Annotated in this window: 18 protein-coding genes and 3 rRNA genes; 13 read left to right on the top strand and 8 right to left on the bottom strand. The window is 51.8% G+C overall.

Features of this window, described 5'->3' with window-relative positions; all coding sequences use genetic code 11:
- The first annotated feature begins 21 nt into the window (after window positions 1-21).
- From L1X57_RS05515 to ruvX, 7 genes are all read left to right on the top strand, one after another.
- Entirely contained in the window at window positions 22-444 is a 423-nt protein-coding gene (locus L1X57_RS05515) for a rhodanese-like domain-containing protein (protein ID WP_009723379.1), read from the top strand.
- Window positions 445-517: 73 nt separating this feature from the next.
- Window positions 518-1027 carry a protein-export chaperone SecB gene (secB, locus tag L1X57_RS05510; protein ID WP_009723380.1) on the top strand — a complete coding sequence of 170 codons (510 nt, stop codon included), beginning with the start codon at window positions 518-520 and terminating at the stop codon, window positions 1025-1027.
- 2 nt (window positions 1028-1029) lie between these two features.
- Window positions 1030-1785, top strand: coding sequence for a 16S rRNA (uracil(1498)-N(3))-methyltransferase (locus L1X57_RS05505; RefSeq protein WP_009723381.1), 756 nt, complete (start codon window positions 1030-1032; stop codon window positions 1783-1785).
- 298 nt (window positions 1786-2083) lie between these two features.
- The gene (locus tag L1X57_RS05500; RefSeq protein ID WP_009723382.1) at window positions 2084-2788 is read left to right on the top strand and encodes a CvfB family protein; all 705 of its coding nucleotides are present in this window, start codon (window positions 2084-2086) and stop codon (window positions 2786-2788) included.
- A gap of 76 nt (window positions 2789-2864) precedes the next feature.
- Window positions 2865-3821, top strand: a complete 957-nt coding sequence (gene gshB, locus L1X57_RS05495) for a glutathione synthase (protein WP_009723383.1) — start codon at window positions 2865-2867, stop codon at window positions 3819-3821.
- 73 nt (window positions 3822-3894) lie between these two features.
- The gene (locus L1X57_RS05490; protein WP_009723384.1) at window positions 3895-4452 is read left to right on the top strand and encodes a YqgE/AlgH family protein; all 558 of its coding nucleotides are present in this window, start codon (window positions 3895-3897) and stop codon (window positions 4450-4452) included.
- Between the two features lie 12 nt (window positions 4453-4464).
- On the top strand, window positions 4465-4920 hold the full coding sequence (ruvX, locus tag L1X57_RS05485; protein ID WP_009723385.1) for a Holliday junction resolvase RuvX: 456 nt from the start codon (window positions 4465-4467) through the stop codon (window positions 4918-4920).
- A 15-nt stretch (window positions 4921-4935) separates the two neighbouring features.
- Here the strand turns inward: ruvX and pyrB are convergent, their stop codons facing one another.
- Window positions 4936-5961, bottom strand: a complete 1026-nt coding sequence (gene pyrB / locus L1X57_RS05480) for an aspartate carbamoyltransferase (protein ID WP_009723386.1) — start codon at window positions 5959-5961, stop codon at window positions 4936-4938.
- A gap of 629 nt (window positions 5962-6590) precedes the next feature.
- On the opposite strand from pyrB, the gene L1X57_RS05475 reads away from it, so the two are divergent.
- The 5 genes from L1X57_RS05475 (at window position 6591) to L1X57_RS05455 (ending at window position 15014) form a co-directional block, all read left to right on the top strand.
- Window positions 6591-8123 (top strand): 16S ribosomal RNA (locus L1X57_RS05475).
- A 319-nt stretch (window positions 8124-8442) separates the two neighbouring features.
- A 23S ribosomal RNA gene (locus L1X57_RS05470) occupies window positions 8443-11336 on the top strand.
- Between the two features lie 144 nt (window positions 11337-11480).
- Window positions 11481-11596 (top strand): 5S ribosomal RNA (gene rrf / locus L1X57_RS05465).
- The 16S, 23S and 5S rRNA genes sit together here, the layout of an rRNA operon.
- Window positions 11597-12006: 410 nt before the next feature.
- On the top strand, window positions 12007-13542 hold the full coding sequence (locus tag L1X57_RS05460; RefSeq protein WP_009725022.1) for a class I SAM-dependent methyltransferase: 1536 nt from the start codon (window positions 12007-12009) through the stop codon (window positions 13540-13542).
- A 128-nt stretch (window positions 13543-13670) separates the two neighbouring features.
- On the top strand, window positions 13671-15014 hold the full coding sequence (locus L1X57_RS05455) for a deoxyguanosinetriphosphate triphosphohydrolase (protein ID WP_009725021.1): 1344 nt from the start codon (window positions 13671-13673) through the stop codon (window positions 15012-15014).
- Window positions 15015-15018: 4 nt separating this feature from the next.
- On the opposite strand, the gene L1X57_RS05450 is transcribed toward L1X57_RS05455, so the two are convergent.
- From L1X57_RS05450 to L1X57_RS05440, 3 genes are read right to left on the bottom strand one after another with little or no spacing between them, the layout of a single operon-like run.
- Window positions 15019-15927 carry a nuclease-related domain-containing protein gene (locus tag L1X57_RS05450; RefSeq protein ID WP_009725020.1) on the bottom strand — a complete coding sequence of 303 codons (909 nt, stop codon included), beginning with the start codon at window positions 15925-15927 and terminating at the stop codon, window positions 15019-15021.
- 58 nt (window positions 15928-15985) lie between these two features.
- Window positions 15986-16360: a translation initiation factor Sui1 gene (locus L1X57_RS05445; protein ID WP_009725019.1), complete on the bottom strand. Its 375-nt coding sequence runs from the start codon at window positions 16358-16360 to the stop codon at window positions 15986-15988.
- Window positions 16361-16362: 2 nt separating this feature from the next.
- Window positions 16363-17061 carry an HAD family hydrolase gene (locus L1X57_RS05440; protein WP_009725018.1) on the bottom strand — a complete coding sequence of 233 codons (699 nt, stop codon included), beginning with the start codon at window positions 17059-17061 and terminating at the stop codon, window positions 16363-16365.
- Between the two features lie 249 nt (window positions 17062-17310).
- On the opposite strand from L1X57_RS05440, the gene L1X57_RS05435 reads away from it, so the two are divergent.
- Window positions 17311-17634: a hypothetical protein gene (locus tag L1X57_RS05435; protein WP_009725017.1), complete on the top strand. Its 324-nt coding sequence runs from the start codon at window positions 17311-17313 to the stop codon at window positions 17632-17634.
- A 5-nt stretch (window positions 17635-17639) separates the two neighbouring features.
- Here the strand turns inward: L1X57_RS05435 and L1X57_RS05430 are convergent, their stop codons facing one another.
- The 4 genes from L1X57_RS05430 to L1X57_RS05415 form a co-directional block, all read right to left on the bottom strand.
- Entirely contained in the window at window positions 17640-17978 is a 339-nt protein-coding gene (locus tag L1X57_RS05430; RefSeq protein ID WP_009725016.1) for a hypothetical protein, read from the bottom strand.
- Window positions 17979-18096: 118 nt separating this feature from the next.
- Window positions 18097-19161, bottom strand: coding sequence for a class II fructose-bisphosphate aldolase (fba, locus tag L1X57_RS05425; protein ID WP_009725015.1), 1065 nt, complete (start codon window positions 19159-19161; stop codon window positions 18097-18099).
- 65 nt (window positions 19162-19226) lie between these two features.
- Window positions 19227-20396, bottom strand: a complete 1170-nt coding sequence (locus L1X57_RS05420) for a phosphoglycerate kinase (RefSeq protein ID WP_009725014.1) — start codon at window positions 20394-20396, stop codon at window positions 19227-19229.
- 48 nt (window positions 20397-20444) lie between these two features.
- On the bottom strand, window positions 20445-21488 hold the full coding sequence (locus tag L1X57_RS05415) for a type I glyceraldehyde-3-phosphate dehydrogenase (RefSeq protein WP_009725013.1): 1044 nt from the start codon (window positions 21486-21488) through the stop codon (window positions 20445-20447).
- Window positions 21489-21517 lie beyond the last annotated feature (29 nt).

Below are 21517 nucleotides of genomic sequence, written 5' to 3'. Positions count from 1 at the left end.
GACCAAGAGATTGTGTTCGCGATGATCGATCAGCTGTTCGAATTCGTAATGAACCACCCCCTACTTGTCGGGGCGTTTTTGCTGGTATTAATAGCATGGGTGGCGTACGAAGCGCGCAGCGCCGCCACTAATGCTGTGTCCTCCACCCAAGCTACTCAGCTTATTAACCGTGAAGACGCGGTGGTGTTGGATATCCGTGAAAGTAAAGACTTTAAAGCGGGGCATATTGCAGGTGCACGCAATATTCCCCAAAGCAGTCTCGACAGCCGCATGAGTGAACTGGAGAAAGTGAAAAACCAGCCGATCATCGTGGTATGTAAGCATGGCCAGAGCTCTGGTGCTGCCCAGGCAAAACTTGCTAAAGCAGGTTTTGAACGTGCTAACAAGCTAAAAGGCGGCATGGTGCAGTGGCAGGCCGATGGTCTCCCGGTGGTGAAAAAGTAATTAAGTAGAAAGTAATTAAACCGTATGCGCTGTCGCGCATCTTTTTATCAGATGAGTAATTAGGAGTATCCCAATGGCGGAAGATAACAATACCCCGCAGGCAGGCGCCACAGAAGGCGAAAAGCCCCAATTGAAGTTCTCTTTACAGCGTATCTATGTAAAAGATATTTCGTTTGAAGCGCCGAATTCTCCTTCCGTATTCAAGCAGGCGTTTAAGCCCAAGGTGAATCTGGACCTGAACACTACTAGTCAGAAAATAGCCGATGACCAGTACGAAGTGGTTGTGAAGGTGACTGCCCAGGTTAATGATAGCGAAACGGGCACTACGTCGTTCCTTGCCGAAGTAGAGCAAGCAGGCCTGTTCCGTATTTCCGGTATCGAAGGCGCGCAGCTGGAGCAAACCCTGGGCGCGTTCTGCCCCAACCTGCTGTTCCCTTATGCCCGTGAATGCGTTGACAACCTCGTCAATCGTGGTGGTTTCCCGCCGCTGATGCTGGCGCCGGTGAACTTTGAAGCCATGTACGCCCAGCGCAAGCAGCGTGAAGCGCAAGAGGCTCAGCAAGCAGCCGAGAACACTCACTAAGTATGCATGCTGCTGACTGGGTTGCCTCACATGGCAAAATGCCCCGGCTTTATGTGCCCGCTGAGTTTGCAGTGGGCGCAACGTTAACGCTGCCTGACGGCCCTGCGCGACACGTGACGCGAGTGCTAAGGATGGGCGTGGGTGCGCCGCTGGTGCTGTTTGATGGCAACGGCCAGGAAGCTGGCGTGCGCTTAGCCGATGTTGGTCGCAAGCAAACGACAGTGACCATCGAGGCTGTCTGGCCGGGTAGTGGCGAATCGCCATTGGCGGTACATCTTGGCCAGGCCATCTCGAAAGGCGATCGAATGGATTATGCCATTCAAAAAGCCGTAGAACTGGGCGTTGCAGCGATTACCCCGCTCTACACCGAGCGGGGCGATGTACGTCTCAAGGGCGATCGCGAAGAGAAAAAACTGGCTCATTGGCAGGCGGTTGCGGCTAGCGCTTGTGAGCAGAGTGGGCGTGCGGTGGTGCCGCCCATCTATCTACCAAAAGCGCTGGATGAGTGGCTGGCCGAGCGGCAAGAGCCGCTGCGCTTGATGCTTCACCTAGCGACGGGCAATGTATTTTCGCAACAGCCATGCCCCTCCTCAGTTGCGCTCTTAATCGGCCCAGAGGGCGGCTTAAGTGATGCAGATATTAACGCAGCCACTGTCGCTGGCTTTACACCGCTGACACTCGGGCCAAGAGTATTACGCACTGAAACGGCGCCAGTTGTTGCGCTAACGCTGCTGCAGCACCATTTCGGTGATGTGTAAGCACTCACTTTTTTGTGCCCGCTTTCCAGTACTCGCTTTTAAAAGCTCACTTTAAGAGCTTATTCATAAGAACTTATTCATAAGAACCTATTCTTAAAAACCTATTTGTAGGGGCTGATTTTTAAAGTGTGGTTTTTCAGGGGGCTTTTGTAAGTAAGTGCTTACTGACTTTCTGCTGCCATTTTAAGCGGTAGTAGCCGCTATTTATGCGCTGCCAAATTGACTGATACCGGCTGCGCTTTGCCTTGCGTTCGCAAGGCACCATAATGAAGATCTACTTTCTGTAAGGACGGTACCCATGGTCCGTGAGTCACACTCTTCTCCCCGCTCCGCTAGCGATGCCGCTGCCCAACTGGGTGACGTAGCCTATTTAACCGTGACGGCGGTTAATAGCACGGGGGCGTTTCTGCAATGGGGGCAGCCCAAAGATGTACTGCTGCCTTATAGCGAGCAGCGCTTTCGCCCCGATCCCGGTAAGCGGGTGCTGGTAATGCTGTATAGCGATGACCAGGGGCGGCCTGTGGCTACCATGCGTCTGGATCGTTTTTTGACAGACGACGCCTGGGCGCTGGAAAAAGGTGATGAAGTGGCCGTGGTGGTGGCCGACCGCACCGACCTTGGAATGAAAGTCGTGGTTAATCACCGCTATTGGGGGTTGATCTATCAAGATGATATTACCCAACCGCTGCGCCGCGGACAGTCACTGAAAGGCTATGTAAAGCAGCGCCGTGAAGATGGTCGGGTCGATATCTGTCTGCTGCCCCCAGGCGTGGCTCGCTTGGATGTGGTGGGCGATAAAGTGTTGCAGGCGCTGCGTGAGAGCGGGGGATATCTAGCGTTGGGTGATAAAAGCTCCGCGCATGATATTAAAACGCGACTAGGTGTTAGCAAGAGTGCTTACAAGCAAGCCATAGGGCGACTTTATAAGCAGCAGTTAATAACGCTAGAGCCTGGCGCTATCCGACTTGTGCCTGGTGCGTTAACGGATGGACAAGGCGAGTAGCCACTAGCAGCGGTTGGAGCTGTGCAGGCAGTACGGCATACTGCTTTCCTATTGTTTATGTATGGATGTTACCCCGATGAGCCAATCAACGTTGCATCTCGGTGTGGTGATGGATCCCATCAGCGACATCGCTTACAAGAAAGATACCACCATGGCGATGCTGTGGGCGGCGCAGGAGCGCGGCTACACGCTGCACTACATGGAGCAAGAAGATCTTTTCTTGAACGCCGGGCAGGCGTATGCGCGCATGCGCCCGTTAACGGTGCATCGCGATCCTAACCATTGGTACGACCTGGGTGAAGCAGCTCAACGCCCACTGGTGGAACTGGATATTGTGCTAATGCGCAAAGACCCGCCTGTAGATGCCGACTTTACCAATGCGGTTCATCTGCTGGGGTTTGCTGAGCGGGAAGGCGTTTTGGTGGTTAATCCAACCGCTGCGTTATTGCAATGTAATGAAAAATTGTTTGCCCAGCAGTTCCCCCAGTGCTGTGCGCCCACCATTGTCGCCAGCCGTGATGACATCCTGCGTGCTTTTCACGCGGAGCACGGTGATGTGATCTTCAAACCCCTTGATGGCATGGGCGGCACTGGCATTTTTCATATCGGCCCCGATGGCCGCAACATTGGTGCAGTTATTGAGCAATTAACCCTGCGCGGCCAGCGGCAAATTATGGCGCAACGCTACCTAGCCGAAATTAAAGATGGCGACACGCGCATCTTGTTAGTTGATGGTGAACCCGTGCCCTATGGGCTGGCGCGGATTCCCTCGGCGGGTGAAACTCGGGGTAACCTCGCCGCTGGTGGACGTGGTGTTAGCCGTGAGCTGACCGAGCGTGACCACTGGTTGATTCAACAGGTGCAGCCCATGATTCGTGAAAAAGGGCTAATGTTTGTTGGCTTAGATGTGATTGGTGACTACATAACTGAAATTAACGTCACCAGTCCCACCTGTGTACGTGAAATTGATGATCAGCGCGGCACGAACATTGCCGGAATGCTGCTGGATGCCATTGAACGTCGCCTTAACTAACCGATGCCGTTAAACGTTCTATTCGCCTAATAACGCGAGGCTCGCTGAGTGTTCAGCGAGCCGTAGGAGACGCATGCAAAGCTTTAAGCATCATTTTTTGATGGCTATGCCTCACTTGGAAGACCCTAATTTCGCCGGTAGCCTGATCTACCTTTGCGACCATGATCACAATGGCTGCATGGGTGTCATCGCCAATCGGCCGCTTGAAATCACCCTTGATGCCCTCTTTGAACAGCTATCGCTGGGGGGCGATGACAGTCCACACCGTAACGCCCCCGTCTATTACGGCGGCCCTATGCATAAGGATCGTGGCTTCATTTTGCATATCGGTGATAGCCAAGAGTGGGACTCCAGTGTTCAGGTAGAGGACGGTATTGCGTTAACCACCTCGATGGATATTCTTCAGGCGCTTGCCGACGATACCGGCCCCGAGGATTTTCTGGTGTGCCTAGGTTGCGCTGGCTGGGACGTTGGGCAATTAGAAGACGAGCTAAAAGAGAATGCGTGGTTGACCGTCGAAGGCCAAGGCAGCGTACTGTTTAACACTCCTCCTGCCGAGCGTCTAACCGCTGCCGCTGGCATACTTGGCGTTGATCTAAACTTGATGACCCGCAACGCGGGGCATGCATGATGGTTGAGTTTCATGGCTGATAATGGGCAACGGCTAATACTCGCATTTGATTTTGGTACTCGGCGTATTGGCGTCGCGGTAGGTAACGAGTTGCTGAATAGTGCACGCGAGCTAACGCCGCTAACCGCTCGCGACGGCATTCCTGACTGGAACGTTGTTACACGGTTAGTAGAGGAGTGGCAGCCTGACTTGTTTGTGGTTGGCCTGCCGCTGAATATGGATGGTACTGAATCGGCGATGAGCGCGAGGTCACGCAAGTTCGGTAATCGCCTGCACGGGCGCTATGGCAAGCCCTGTGAAATGGTTGACGAGCGTGGCTCTACTCGCGAAGCGAAGCAGATCGCTCATGCTGCAGGCCATCGTGGTAACTATCGAGAAGAAAGTGTCGATGGCATAGCTGCTGTGCTTATCCTAGAAGGTTGGTTTGCCCACCAAGAAGGACTTCCTGGTGGGCGGATCGCCCATTAAACCCGATGTAATGACTTAACGGTCTAGAGTGCCGGTTTGAGATGGCACAAACCAGCGCACTGGTCTCAGGTCTTTCTCAATCAGTTCATCTACCTTTAATAGCGTGGCAAAAATGGCCATACGCATCGGTATCCCGTTATCAGTTTGGCGGAAAATCGCCAAACGTGGGTCACCGTTAAGATTCACGTTTAGGTCATTAGCGCCTGGGCGGCTATCACGGGGCAGTGGGTGCATGACAATTGTGCTCTGGCTGCAGCGCTGATCCAGAAAGTCACGATTAACCATAAAGTCATCAGAAAGCCCCTGAAAGCTCTCGTTCATTTCATCGGTAAAGCGCTCTTTCTGGATACGTGTGGTGTAAACCACGTCTAGATCTGAGAAGTCGCTGGCCAGTGAGTCGCGTTGTTCGACGCGGTGGCCGCGAGACGTTACTAGGTCAACTAGTGTGGTTGGCATTTCCAGCCCCGGTGGTGATACTAGGGTGATGCGCAGCGGATCATAGAGAGACAGTAACTTGATCAGTGAATGCACGGTGCGGCCATATTTCAAATCACCGGTCAGCAGAATATGCGCGCCGCGGAGCGATTTACCTAATCGCTGAAACTCTTTATCAATCGTATAGAGATCAAGCAGTGCTTGGCTTGGATGTTCACCAGGACCATCCCCGCCGTTAATTACCGGCACGTTAGTGGCGGCTGCGAACTCGGCTACTGATCCTTGATCCGGATGGCGCATGACAATCGCATCGCAATAACCACTCATCACTCGGCTGGTATCGTACAGCGACTCACCCTTGGCCATAGAAGAGAAGGTAAAGCCGGTGGTGTCACACACGCTTCCTCCTAAGCGGCAAAACGCGGCATTGAAGCTCACGCGTGTGCGTGTACTTGCTTCAAAGAATAAATTACCAAGCACAGCACCTTCCAGCACCCGAGTAACTTGGCGGCGACTGGCGATGGGTTCCATACGCGCCGCAACGCGTAGAAGGTGGTCAACGCTTTCGCGCTGTAATGAATCGACAGTTAATAGGTGCTGGCTCATCACGGACCTCAAAATGAAGTGGGCGTTGGGTGCTATAAAGCTTGAGTAAGTGTAACCGTCAATGGAGTGCCGTCGAAGCGCTTTCAAACACAAATCGGTTTGCCTTAAAACTTTTTTGCATTTATCTATAAATAGCCCTTGCCAAGACGGCAGCGAATCCGTAAAGTACGCATCCGCTGCCGGGGACGCACAGCGTTACCAGCGGTGATTGAAGGTGAAAACCTTCGGTTTGTCAGAGAGTTAGAAGAACTCAGCAGCAACATGCTTCGATGTCTTCCAACCCTTTTTGAAACGAGCCACGCCAGAAAGCATCGTTATCTCGCTTTCTTCGCTCACTCGCTTCACTCACTCAAAACAGTGATTGACAAACACCAGGAAATGCGTAGAATACGCCTTCCTCGCTGAGGCAAACCAGTTCAACGGTTAGCCAGTTTTATCCAGCGAAAACAGCTCTTTAACAATTTGATCAGGTAATTCATGTGGGCGCTTGCCGATGAGGGTGATAAATCACCAAATATCAAGGCAAGCGGTCATGACAATGTAAATTGAAATGAATTCGTTTGAACCTTGAGCCAAGTTTGATGCACTTATGTGACTTTCGAGTGACATGTAAGCATCACAATGATTTTAAACTGAAGAGTTTGATCATGGCTCAGATTGAACGCTGGCGGCAGGCCTAACACATGCAAGTCGAGCGGTAACAGGGGTAGCTTGCTACCCGCTGACGAGCGGCGGACGGGTGAGTAATGCATAGGAATCTGCCCGGTAGTGGGGGATAACCTGGGGAAACCCAGGCTAATACCGCATACGTCCTACGGGAGAAAGGGGGCTCCGGCTCCCGCTATTGGATGAGCCTATGTCGGATTAGCTAGTTGGTGAGGTAATGGCTCACCAAGGCAACGATCCGTAGCTGGTCTGAGAGGATGATCAGCCACATCGGGACTGAGACACGGCCCGAACTCCTACGGGAGGCAGCAGTGGGGAATATTGGACAATGGGGGCAACCCTGATCCAGCCATGCCGCGTGTGTGAAGAAGGCCTTCGGGTTGTAAAGCACTTTCAGCGAGGAAGAACGCCTAGTGGTTAATACCCATTAGGAAAGACATCACTCGCAGAAGAAGCACCGGCTAACTCCGTGCCAGCAGCCGCGGTAATACGGAGGGTGCAAGCGTTAATCGGAATTACTGGGCGTAAAGCGCGCGTAGGTGGCTTGATAAGCCGGTTGTGAAAGCCCCGGGCTCAACCTGGGAACGGCATCCGGAACTGTCAAGCTAGAGTGCAGGAGAGGAAGGTAGAATTCCCGGTGTAGCGGTGAAATGCGTAGAGATCGGGAGGAATACCAGTGGCGAAGGCGGCCTTCTGGACTGACACTGACACTGAGGTGCGAAAGCGTGGGTAGCAAACAGGATTAGATACCCTGGTAGTCCACGCCGTAAACGATGTCGACCAGCCGTTGGGTGCCTAGCGCACTTTGTGGCGAAGTTAACGCGATAAGTCGACCGCCTGGGGAGTACGGCCGCAAGGTTAAAACTCAAATGAATTGACGGGGGCCCGCACAAGCGGTGGAGCATGTGGTTTAATTCGATGCAACGCGAAGAACCTTACCTACTCTTGACATCCTGCGAACTTGTGAGAGATCACTTGGTGCCTTCGGGAACGCAGAGACAGGTGCTGCATGGCTGTCGTCAGCTCGTGTTGTGAAATGTTGGGTTAAGTCCCGTAACGAGCGCAACCCTTGTCCTTATTTGCCAGCGGGTAATGCCGGGAACTCTAAGGAGACTGCCGGTGACAAACCGGAGGAAGGTGGGGACGACGTCAAGTCATCATGGCCCTTACGAGTAGGGCTACACACGTGCTACAATGGCCGGTACAAAGGGTTGCGAGCTCGCGAGAGTCAGCTAATCCCGAAAAGCCGGTCTCAGTCCGGATCGGAGTCTGCAACTCGACTCCGTGAAGTCGGAATCGCTAGTAATCGTGAATCAGAATGTCACGGTGAATACGTTCCCGGGCCTTGTACACACCGCCCGTCACACCATGGGAGTGGACTGCACCAGAAGTGGTTAGCCTAACGCAAGAGGGCGATCACCACGGTGTGGTTCATGACTGGGGTGAAGTCGTAACAAGGTAGCCGTAGGGGAACCTGCGGCTGGATCACCTCCTTAAACGATGCATCATCCTCGCGGTAAGCGCTCACAATGAATTACCTGATCAGAATGCTGTTGATACGCAGTGATAAGCGTTTTCTTCATAGTGAAAAAAGAGAAAAGAGCTTTTTTAAGATCTTCTTTAAAGACCTTTCTTTTCCTTTTAATGTGAAAAAAGCAACCGCTTATCACTGCGCATAGCAGTCGCTCTTTAACAATGTATATCATGCTGACATAAACGTTTTTAAAACGTTTATACGTAATTGTTTTGTGATACGTCTCAAGCGTATCCGGCAATCGTTATCATTGCGAGACACCAGACTCCTTCGGGTTATAGGGTCAAGCAATGAAGCGCACACGGTGGATGCCTAGGCAGCCAGAGGCGATGAAAGACGTGGAAGCCTGCGATAAGGCTCGGCGAGGTGGCAAACAACCTGTGACCCGGGCATTTCTGAATGGGGAAACCCACTCATCATAAGATGAGTATCTTACGCTGAATATATAGGCGTAAGAGGCGAACCAGGGGAACTGAAACATCTAAGTACCCTGAGGAAAAGAAATCAACCGAGATTCCCCTAGTAGCGGCGAGCGAACGGGGACCAGCCCTTAAGCATGTGACTGATTAGGCGAATGAGCTGGGAAGCTCAGCCGTAGCGGGTGATAGCCCCGTAGTCGAAAATCTGATCATGTGAAATCGAGTAGGTCGGGGCACGAGAAACCTTGACTGAAGACGGGGGGACCATCCTCCAAGGCTAAATACTCCTGGCTGACCGATAGTGAACCAGTACCGTGAGGGAAAGGCGAAAAGAACCCCGGAGAGGGGAGTGAAATAGATCCTGAAACCGTGTGCGTACAAGCAGTAGGAGCAGACTTGTTCTGTGACTGCGTACCTTTTGTATAATGGGTCAGCGACTTATATTCAGTGGCGAGGTTAACCGTTTAGGGGAGCCGTAGGGAAACCGAGTCTTAACTGGGCGACACAGTCGCTGGATATAGACCCGAAACCGAGCGATCTATCCATGAGCAGGGTGAAGGTTGAGTAACATCAACTGGAGGCCCGAACCAGGATCTGTTGAAAAAGATTTGGATGACTTGTGGATCGGAGTGAAAGGCTAATCAAGCTCGGAGATAGCTGGTTCTCCTCGAAAGCTATTTAGGTAGCGCCTCACGTATCACCGCCGGGGGTAGAGCACTGTTTCGGCTAGGGGGTCATCCCGACTTACCAACCCGAGGCAAACTCCGAATACCGGTGAGTGCGAGCGTGGGAGACACACGGCGGGTGCTAACGTCCGTCGTGAAAAGGGAAACAACCCAGACCGTCAGCTAAGGTCCCGAAATCCTGGTTAAGTGGGAAACGATGTGGGAAGGCTCAGACAGCTAGGAGGTTGGCTTAGAAGCAGCCATCCTTTAAAGAAAGCGTAATAGCTCACTAGTCGAGTCGGCCTGCGCGGAAGATGTAACGGGGCTAAACCAGGTACCGAAGCTACGGGTTCACACTTAGGTGTGAGCGGTAGAGGAGCGTCGTGTAAGCCGATGAAGGTGAATTGAGAAGTTCGCTGGAGGTATCACGAGTGCGAATGCTGACATGAGTAACGATAAAGGGAGTGAAAAACTCCCTCGCCGGAAGACCAAGGGTTTCTGTTCGACGCTAATCGGAGCAGAGTGAGTCGGCCCCTAAGGCGAGGCCGAAAGGCGTAGTCGATGGGAAACAGGTCAATATTCCTGTACCGGACATGATTGCGATGGGGGGACGGAGAAGGCTAGGTGAGCCAGGCGTTGGTTGTCCTGGTGAAAGTGAGTAGGCTTGCATCTTAGGTAAATCCGGGATGCTCTAAGGCCGAGACACGAAACGAACTGACCACGGTCAGGAAGTCATTGATGCCACGCTTCCAGGAAAAGCCTCTAAGCTTCAGATCATGTGCGACCGTACCCCAAACCGACACAGGTGGTCAGGGTGAGAATCCCAAGGCGCTTGAGAGAACTCGGGTGAAGGAACTAGGCAAAATGGTGCCGTAACTTCGGGAGAAGGCACGCCGGCGTAGGGTGATGAGACTTGCTCTCAGAGCCCGAACCGGTCGAAGATACCAGGTGGCTGCAACTGTTTAGTAAAAACACAGCACTCTGCTAACGCGCAAGCGGACGTATAGGGTGTGACGCCTGCCCGGTGCCGGAAGGTTAAATGATGGTGTTAGCCGCAAGGCGAAGCTCTTGATTGAAGCCCCGGTAAACGGCGGCCGTAACTATAACGGTCCTAAGGTAGCGAAATTCCTTGTCGGGTAAGTTCCGACCTGCACGAATGGCGTAATGATGGCCACGCTGTCTCCACCCGAGACTCAGTGAAATTGAAATCGCCGTGAAGATGCGGTGTACCCGCGGCTAGACGGAAAGACCCCGTGAACCTTTACTATAGCTTCACACTGGACGCTGATGTTGCCTGTGTAGGATAGCTGGGAGGCTTTGAATCTCGGACGCTAGTTCGAGGGGAGCCAACCTTGAAATACCAGCCTGGCATCATTGGCGTTCTCACTCAGGTCCGTTATCCGGATCGAGGACAGTGTGTGGTGGGTAGTTTGACTGGGGCGGTCTCCTCCCAAAGAGTAACGGAGGAGCACGAAGGTACCCTCAGCACGGTCGGACATCGTGCAGTGAGTGCAAGAGCATAAGGGTGCTTGACTGCGAGACAGACACGTCGAGCAGGTGCGAAAGCAGGTTCTAGTGATCCGGTGGTTCTGTATGGAAGGGCCATCGCTCAACGGATAAAAGGTACTCCGGGGATAACAGGCTGATACCGCCCAAGAGTTCACATCGACGGCGGTGTTTGGCACCTCGATGTCGGCTCATCACATCCTGGGGCTGAAGTCGGTCCCAAGGGTATGGCTGTTCGCCATTTAAAGTGGTACGCGAGCTGGGTTTAGAACGTCGTGAGACAGTTCGGTCCCTATCTGCCGTGGGCGTTGGATGTTTGAGAAGGGCTGCTCCTAGTACGAGAGGACCGGAGTGGACGCACCTCTGGTGTTCCGGTTGTCACGCCAGTGGCATTGCCGGGTAGCTATGTGCGGACGGGATAACCGCTGAAAGCATCTAAGCGGGAAGCCCCCTTCAAGATGAGACATCCCTGAGGCCTAGAGCCTCCTGAAGGGCCCAGCGAGACCAGCTGGTTGATAGGCACGGTGTGGAAGCGCTGCAAGGCGTTAAGCTAACGTGTACTAATGGCCCGTGAGGCTTGACCCTATAACACCCAAGGGGTCTGGTCGCAGTGATAACGAAAACCGGATACGCGACTCAAGCCCAACGTGACACACGGAGGGCGTGAGACGAAAGAGACGCCACAAAACATCAGTGACATGTTCAGCATGATATGCATTAAAAGTTACGCCTGACGACCATAGCACGCGTGAACCACCTGATCCCTTGCCGAACTCAGAAGTGAAACCGCTTAGCGCCGATGGTAGTGTGGGGTCTCCCCATGCGAGAGTAGGTCATCGTCAGGCACTTATTAAGAAAAACCCCAGCTTCCAATGAAGCTGGGGTTTTTTGTTGTTGAGCTATTGGTTATGAACTGTTTGCAAAATCCCCCAGGGCTTGCGCCTTTGGGGATTTTTTTATGCGTGGAAGAAAGTCACTTAACAGGTAGCAAAACGTTTACGAACTTATTCAATGATATAGATAGTGATTGCGTAACAATCCTTCAAACTTCCCGCTATCTCTTCAGTAGACCCAATGGAACAAATACTTCACTATCAAGATTCTAACAACAGCGCTTGTCTCAGGGTTTATGTCACTGAGTATAGGTCAGAGATAGAAGGGCGATACTCGTATTTTCTATCTGTTTCTCAGGCTCTGGTGGTAGGTGACTTCGCTTAAAAATTGAATAATACGCCATCGCTTAGGAGCAGGTGTTATGTCGGATTGGACGTCTGGATACGTAGCGGATATTAGTTATACTTATGGATATTACGCTGAGCTTAATCCTTTGCGAATTGCGCTAGGGTTTATTAATGCCGGTATTCGGCCGCCAAACGTTATTAATGCCTGTGAGCTGGGGTTTGGTCAGGGCATCAGCACTAACATTCATGCGGCTGCCTCACAAATAAACTGGTACGGGACTGATTTTAACCCCCATCAAGCGGCATTCGCTCAGGAGTTAACATCTATAAGCGGTGCTAATGCAAAGCTATATGACGATGCGTTTGATGAATTTTGCCAGCGTGATGATCTACCTGAGTTCGACTATATCGGCCTTCACGGGATTTGGAGTTGGATTTCGGATGAAAACCGTGCAGTAATCGTTGATTTCATCCGGAGAAAATTGAAAGTGGGAGGTGTGTTATATATCAGCTATAACACTCAGCCGGGTTGGGCAGCGATGGTGCCAATGCGCGACTTGCTAGCAGAGTATGCTGATAGCATGAGCGCGCAAGGTGCAGGCACTATTTCACGTATCGATGATGCCATTGCTTTTGCTGAAGAGTTGGTTGCGGTGAATCCAGAGTACTGCAACGCTAATCCTCAGATTAAGAATCGCTTAGCGAAAATTAAACAAGATAATAAAAATTACGTGGCCCATGAATACTTTAACCGCGACTGGGAGCCGATGGCATTTGCTAAAATGGCCCGCTGGTTAGAGCCTGCAAAGATGGACTGGGCTTGCAGTGCGCGATACGCAGATGCCATTGAAAGTATTCAGCTAACTAATGAGCAACAGACCCTAATTAATAATATTCCCAACCCTCTATTTCGCCAATCGGTGCGTGATTTTTGTGAGAATCGCCAATTTCGCACCGACTACTGGGTGAAAGGGGCGCGACGCCTGAGTAGGCTTGATCAAGATGAAATGTTAGATGGCCTCCGTGTGATTATGGGAGTGCCACATAAAGATGTGCAGCTGAAAATTGCAGGGCGACTGGGTAACTTTGACTTGCCTAGTAAAATTTATACGCCGCTGCTTGATGTGCTTTCATCCTACCAACCTGTCTTTGTATCAGAGCTTTGGAAAGTTGCAAAAGAGAGTGGGGTGGAGCGCTCTGCAATGAACAGTGCGATCGCTATACTTGCAGCCAAGGGCATTATTTTGCCTGCCCAATCCGACGATGATATTTCCAAAGCAGCGCCCAAGACTGATCGACTCAATCGCTTTTTAATGAGTCAGTCAAGAAGTACGACTGAGTTGAGTTATCTCGCAAGCCCCGTAACGGGAGGTGGCATGGCCGTCTCGCTCTTCCATCAGTTTTTCCTTCTTGCCACCTTAGAGGGAGAAAATGATGCTAAAGCGTTAGCCGCTTTCGCGTGGCGTATTTTGGCGTCTCAAAACAAATGCTTACTGAAAGATGGTAAGCCGATTTCAGACGAAAATGAAAACCTAGCTGAGCTTGAACGCCAGGCTAGCGTCTTTACAGACGAGCGGTTGCCACTCTACCGAGCGTTAAAAATTATCTAATCAGTGGAACGTATCACTGTTATTTAACATGTGTGCAGCGAAGGTGGCCGCTGCACACATGTCTTCTGGTTGAAGACGGTTATCTTGCTTAGATTTATGTCAAAATGTTGCTCTCACGGAGGAACGCTATGACACAGATGCAATGGGACCAGTTATTATCCCCTCAACGTCTTCACGATAAACGCCCTGGCAGTGTGCGTGAAGCAACTCATGAAATAGGGCGAAGCCCTTTTCATAAAGATCATGATCGTATCGTTTTTTCGGGCTCCTTCCGGCGCTTGGGTCGGAAAACGCAGGTTCATCCGCTGACTGAAAATGATCATATCCATACACGTTTGACCCATTCACTGGAAGTCGGCTGCGTTGGTCGCTCGTTAGGTATGATTGTGGGCGAGTTACTAAAAGATCGCCTGCCTAGTTGGATCACACCCGCTGATTTAGGGGTGATTGTCCAGACGGCATGCTTAGGACATGATATTGGCAACCCCCCTTTTGGCCATGCCGGTGAATATGCGATTCGCGATTGGTTTCGGCGTGCTCAAAAAAGTGGTTTGCTAGATGGCTTGTCTGATGCAGAACGTGATGACTTACTAACGTACGAAGGTAATGCCCAAGGCTTTCGTGTTATTACACAAATTGAGTATAACCAGTTTAATGGTGGCATGCGGTTATCTGCCGCTACGTTAGGCACCTTGCTTAAATACCCCTGGACAGTACGATACAGCGGGCGCGCTGGTAAGTTTGGTTGCTACCAGTCTGAACAGGCGCTGTTGCAAGAAGTAGCTGATGCTGTTGGGCTACTTCCCCAAGGAGAGCAGCGCTGGTGCCGTCACCCACTTGCTTGGCTTGTCGAAGCGGCTGACGATATCTGCTATGCCCTGCTCGATTTAGAAGATGGCTTGGAGATGGGCATTCTTCGCTATGAGGAGGTAGTTGAGATACTGCGTCAGATAGCGGGTGAATTCCCTCCAGAGTACGCTGAGATGGAGAGGCGGAAAGTGTCTCAGCGACGCCGAATTGCGTTACTGCGCGGTGCCGCTATGGAACGCGCGGTTAATGATGTGGGGGCTGTCTTTGTGCAGCATGAGCAAGCGTTGCTCAGCGGCACGTTAGGCCAGGACTTGTTAGAGTTGTGTCATCCTGACCTGGGATGGGGTGTTCAAGCGGCAAAGCAGTTAGCCCGTGAGCGCATTTTCCAAAATGAGCGCAAAGCCAAACTGGAAATTGGTGCCTATACAACGCTGGGGATTTTATTAGAAGCATTTATTGGTGCTGCCAACGAATTGCACCACACAGGACATAGCTCATTTAAGCACCAGCGCGTACTAGCGTTGATCGGTGAAAATACGCCATTGCAGTCCTGGACGCTCTACGATAGTTATCGGCGTATGCTGGATTTTATTGGTGGAATGACCGATCACTACGCTGTCGATCTTGCGCAAGAAATGGGCGGGCGCTTGCGAGGTAATTAGCCTTTTATACGGAGGGCTGACGGAGGTGCTTAAGTTCCATAAGTCGTGCACGCTCAATGAGTATATGGATCACTTTATCGTGAATAGCATCGCTCATCTGGCCGGGGGTGAGCTCGGTTAACTGACGTGCGAGTTGTTCACCGCTAACGACTAATATATCGGGAGCCGCTTCGCTAGTATCAACTTTCCACCCCGGTAAAACCAATACGCCTCGCACAGGTACAGGGATGCCGCAGCGACGCTCAAGCCATTGAGTCAACCAACTGACACCCTGACGTGTTTTATGAAGAGGGCGGCGCTCCTGCCAGTGAGGAAAACGCAGCCGCTCACGTTCAACGGCTACGTTATTAAGCTCTTTCCCATCGCTTCCAATCGCTAATGCTCGTGCACGCGTTTCCACCACAAAGACACCGTGTGGTGTGACGACCACATGGTCAATCGTAAAGCTATCGGTGGGAACGTCGTGAAACACATAATAGGGGTGGGCTTCTGGCCTCACCATGCGTTCCAGTTCTTGACCTACGGCTAGCTCGCAAGCTAAACCAAGTTTAAGTCGGCGGATACGCTGATAATCGCGGACAAGTAGCAGTGAAAAAGCAAGCACTAACAGCGTGCTGAGTAGGCCATATAGTGCCCACTCCACCCAGTCTTGCTTTTCCACAAACAACATACGCCCCATGCCGTACACGAGTGGGGCAAGGCTAATAATGGGGCCGAGCGCACCGTTTAAAAACAGGCTAGAAAACGCTTGGTCGAGACGATGACGCAGGGCTTGACCTGGTTCACGTAAAGGAGCGTTAAAGGGAGACTGAACGCGCGCATCGTGGAGGCTACGCAGTGCCAAGACAATGCCACCCATGGCCGCCATGGGAAACAGGAAAATGAGTGGTAGCAGGTATTCTAACCAATTCATTGCAATGCCTTGCCCTTTAGCGCTTTGCCTCCAGGCAGAGCGCTATCACAGAGGTGTGTCAGCCACCTGCTAATTTAACTTGGTAGCCTAACGATGTTAATGCTTGCTGCAGCGTTTCCCGGTGATCTCCCTGAATCTCGATAATGCCATCCTTTACTGCACCACCGGTGCCACAGCGTTTCTTCAATGATTTAGCAAGCGTTTTCAACTCCGCATTGGGAATCGGTATACCGCTAATGGTGGTAACTCCTTTCCCCTTGCGGCCACTTGTTTCACGCCGGATCCGTACAATTCCGTCTAAATCAGCGATACGTGCTTGCTCGCTGGTATCTTCGCAGCGGCAGTGGTCGATAGACTCGCGGCAGCTTGGGCAAGTCTTGCCTTGTTCTGTTGAATACACTAGGCCGCCGAGCTGGTCACGTAATGAAGCCATACTTATTTCTCTATTGAATGTTGAGGCACTGGCATCTGCCACTTTTCATGGGTAAGGCGCTCAACGACTGGGGGCAGCTGGTACATGTTGCTGATCATAATAGCGCCTTCAGGCGTAGTTTCAGCATCTGGATAGCGGTTCAAGTGAATGACGGTCATACCTGCTTGCAGAGCTGCTCTAACGCCAACGAGTGCGTCATCGATGGCAATACAGTCACTTGCTGCAAACCCCATGATACTAGCTGCATGAAGATGAAGACAGGGCTCTGGTTTCCAGCAGTTAGCGGTATAGCCGCTGAACAAACGCTTACCAAAGTAAGCGGCTAGGCCAGTCGCTTGTAAAGCTGTATGAATTTTACTTTCTGGGCCATTGGATACAACCGCGCTTGGATAATTCTGCAGTACTTCAAGAGATTCATGCGCACCAGGAATCGCCTTCAGCTCGCTTGTTAACCGATTTGCTAGGCTGGTTCGCATCGTGTGTTCCATGCTAGCTAATTGATCTTCATCAACATTACCATAGCGCTGCTGTAATTCTGCCACAATTCGTCGAAAGCGGGCGCCCCGAAACTCTCCGAGATAATCAGTGGATTTAAAAGGTAAGCCCACCGAATTTAGACCGACAGCCATTTCTTCAGCCAGAAGTGGCTCGCTATCGACGAGGGTGCCATCACAGTCAAACAGCAAAAGTGGAAGCGGCATTGTCATTCCTTGCAGCGTCTTACACGCTGCCCGTGTTAGTTTAAGCCGACCATACTGCTATTGAACGAGATTTTTTGCTCTTTGTGAACACTGTTTGATAATTTTTTATGGGTTTCTATCAAGTTGCCCTGATGAATGACTGAGTGATGATCCCATTGTTGAGGGTAGGAATGGCTTTTTAAAGCAACAGCACTGATGCCGGGACGTGTTTAGACTAAGCTGTGATAATCACAAAAAAGGAGAGCCTCGATGCGATTTATACCCTGGGTGTTTTCAATTGCTTTTTGTACATCCCTGCTGATGGCAGGACAAACGCTAGCCGAAACGTCCGATTCAGATGATACGCAACATGACGCATTAGACGATGCGGCACTAGAAGAGAAATACGGTATCAAGGCTGGAGCACTTCAGCGGGATGAGTCTGCTTCCAACGGCGCGGAGGAAACCAGCGACGCTGAAAGTAACAATAGTGATAATGAAAAAGACACTGAGGGAGGCACCGGGGGGACCGGTAGTGCCGAAGATGCAGTCGAAAGCGGTGAGGATGAGCAGAGCAACGACGATAACGAGTAGTGCTTTTAGCGTGATAAGCGTCGCGAATTAGCGCTACTACGACGATGATAGGGTTTCATGGTCTTTTGGCTGGTGATCCACCAGGGAGCATAGTGACCGTTCATCGCGTTCAATAACGTTTTCTGCATAACAAGGCCAGCCTCAATGCTGGCCTCCATTTTTTCGGTCACCATACGCTGGTTTTCGCGCATCATGGAGGGACTGAAAAACGGCTGTGTTTGCCACATCTGTTGGCGCATAGCGATGGTGGACAGCGATGAGCTCCACAGTTCGAGCGCCATAAACCCCGCTTTCCACATATCAAACATGGCCAACGGCGCTGCCGATGTAGAAGAGTACTTCATAGGGGCTACCTGTTGAGAGAATAATGAATGCACCCGTTAGTATTAGCATATATATGCTGCGTTGCAATAAAATAAGGCGACCATTAGGTCGCCTTACGGGAACGCTGCTGTAAGAAGATTACTTCACTTTCGGTGCCAGCTCGCCGCGCTCGTAGCGCTGGAACATTACTTCTAGGTTGACGGGTTTGATTTTGCTCGCATTACCAGCAGTGCCGAAGGCTTCATAGCGTGCGATACACAGATCACGCATGGCGGTTACGGTTTCTTTAAGGAATTTACGCGGGTCGAACTCGGAAGGGTTCTGGGCCATAAAGCGGCGGACTGCACCAGTAGAAGCGAGGCGTAAATCGGTGTCGATGTTCACTTTACGGACACCGTGTTTGATGCCTTCGATGATCTCTTCGACTGGCACTCCGTAAGTTTCCGGGATTTGACCGCCATACTGGTTAATCACTTCCAGCCACTCCTGTGGCACGGATGATGAACCGTGCATCACCAAATGAGTGTCGGGAATGCGTGCGTGGATCTCTTTAATGCGTTGGATCGATAGTGTGTCGCCAGTGGGTGGCTTCGTAAATTTATAAGCCCCGTGGCTGGTACCAATGGCGATAGCCAGCGCATCTACATGGGTCGCTTTGACAAATTCAGCGGCTTCTTCAGGGTCGGTGAGCATCTGTTCCATATCCAGCTTGCCCTCGGCACCGATGCCGTCTTCTTCGCCAGCCATTCCCGTCTCTAAGCTGCCCAGACAGCCGAGTTCGCCTTCCACGGAAACACCGCAGGCATGAGCCATTTCTACTGCACGACGAGTGACATTGACGTTGTAGTCATAGTCCATCGGTGTTTTGCCGTCTTCACCCAAAGAGCCGTCCATCATTACCGAGGAGAAGCCGAGTTGGATGGAGCGTTGGCAAACGGCAGGGCTAGTGCCGTGATCCTGATGCATCACGACTGGAATATGTGGGAATTCTTCCACTGCGGCCAAGATCAGGTGGCGCAGGAAGGGGGCACCGGCGTATTTACGCGCGCCAGCAGAGGCTTGCACGATAACCGGAGAGTCGGTGGCGTCAGCAGCTTCCATGATGGCGCGCATCTGCTCAAGGTTATTAACGTTGAATGCCGGGATACCGTAGCCATATTCGGCCGCGTGGTCGAGCATTTGGCGCATGCTGATCAAAGCCATGGGGTCACCTTATTTGGGTTGTCTGTGTGTACGGATGCAGTAAGCGTGCCGTTTCGATTTAAGATTTAACCGCGCTGTGCGGCAGCTTCGAGTGCGGCGACGGCAGGCAGCTGCTTGCCCTCAACGTACTCAAGAAATGCGCCACCGCCGGTGGAAATATAGGAAACGCGGTCAGCAATGGCGTATTTATCAATCGCTGCTAACGTATCACCACCCCCAGCAATTGAGAAAGCGCTGCTGTCGGCAATAGCTTGGGAAAGTACTTCAGTTCCTTTGCCAAACTGATCAATTTCAAATACGCCAACAGGGCCGTTCCACAAAATAGTGCCCGCACTTTTCAGCAAGCTGGCTAAGTGGCTAGCCGTGTCTGGGCCGATATCCAAAATCATTTCGTTATCAGCGACTTGATCAACCGGCTTGACGACAGCTTCAGCGGATTCAGAAAACTCAGTGGCGACGACGACGTCAGTTGGTAGCGGAATGGCAACTTTCTCCATGAGTGCTTTTGCTTGGCCGATTAAATCTGCTTCGTAAAGCGATTTGCCAACATTATAGCCTGCCGCCGCGATAAACGTGTTGGCGATGCCTCCACCAACAATCAGTTGGTCGCACCTGTCGGAAAGGGCAGTGAGTACGTCTAACTTGGTGGATACTTTAGAACCGCCTACAATCGCCGTCATAGGCCGCGCCGGGTTTGCCAACGCTTTTTCAAGCGCATCAAGCTCTTGAGCAAGCAGCGGACCCGCACACGCCTGCGCTGCAAAGCGCGCTACACCGTGAGTAGAGGCTTGTGCGCGGTGAGCGGTGCCAAAGGCATCCATTACAAACACGTCGCATAGGGCTGCATATTGCTTGGAAAGCTGTTCGTCGTCTTTTTTCTCGCCGATGTTAAAGCGCACGTTTTCTAACAGTACAACATCGCCGTTAGCCAACGTTGGCGCTGTATCGAGATAGTTGCTGACAAGTGTGACAGGGCGGTCAAGCAACTCGCCTAAGCGTTCTGCGACGGGCGCGAGTGAAAATTCTTCAGCAGGTTCACCCTCAGTAGGACGACCTAAGTGGCTCATTAGCATCACTTTCGCACCTGCTTGAGCTGCTGCCTGAATGGTTGGCAGCGCCGCGCGAAGACGAGCGTCACTGGAAACACGGCCATGTTTGATCGGTACGTTAAGATCTTCACGAATCAGCACGCGCTGCCCTTCCAGGGGCAGGTCGGTCATTTTTTGCACGTTCATGTGAGCGGTTTCCTCGTGTTCAAGCAGATGAAAAGACATGGTGCAGGCCTAGCGAGCGTTGCTTGTAGAAAGCGATGCCAGCCGTTGAGTGATATCCAGCATACGATTGGCAAAGCCCCATTCATTGTCAAACCAACACAGCAGCTTAATTAAGCGTGTCCCTGCGACCCGTGTTTGCGTGGCGTCTAGGATGCCAGAGCGTGGATCATGATTAAAATCTATCGATGCCATGGGAGCTTCGGTATAGCCTAATACGCTGGCTAAGCGCTGCTGGCTGGCACCTCGTAGTAATTCGTTAACCTGCTCGGCGCTGGTATCACGGCGCACAGTCAATGCGGCATCCATTGCAGAGACATTAATGGTTGGTACGCGCACGTGCAGGCATTCAAAACGACCGGCTAGGCTAGGCATCAAGCGGCTGATTCCGACGGCCAGCCCCGTATCTACGGGGACAATTGACTGCATGGCAGAGCGTGTCAGACGTAGATCTGTTTGATGATAGGCATCAATGACTGGCTGGTCGTTCATTGCCGAGTGGATGGTGGTGGTAACGCCGTGCTCAAGCCCCAGTGCTTCGTCCAGTACGGTGAGTAATGGGACGAGGCAGTTGGTGGTGCATGAGGCTGCTGAGAGAATGCGGTGGGAGAGGGTGAGCTCATGCTCGTTGATGCCCCACACAATGGTCTTATCCACATCGCTTTCAGCGGGCTGAGAAAACAGTAGCCGCTTAGCGCCAGCGGTTAAATGCTGCTCAGCCGTCACACGGTCCTTGAAACTACCAGAGCACTCCAGAACTAAATCAATGTCCAGTGCCGCCCAGGGCAGGGCCTGCGGGTCAGGCTCGCAAAGAACCTGAATACGCTGACCATTGATAAGGAGACGTTCACCGTCATTGTCTACCTCGCCAGGAAAACGGCCATGGGTCGTATCGTAGCGAGTAAGGTAGGTAATCGTCGCAAGATCAGACAGCTCATTGATGGCGACCACTTCAATTTCTGGGTGGTTGCGTTCAACTAGCGCTCTTAACACGCATTGGCCAATGCGCCCGTAACCATTAATGGCAATTCGATATGTCGAGTTTGCGTTAGCCATGTCGCGAAGCGGCTCTCAAAAAAGTTGCT

Source organism: Halomonas sp. TD01 (assembly GCF_923868895.1).
Taxonomy (GTDB): Bacteria; Pseudomonadota; Gammaproteobacteria; order Pseudomonadales; family Halomonadaceae; genus Vreelandella.
Note: the sequence above shows the minus strand (reverse complement) of the source record. Positions and strands in the feature narration are given on the sequence as shown.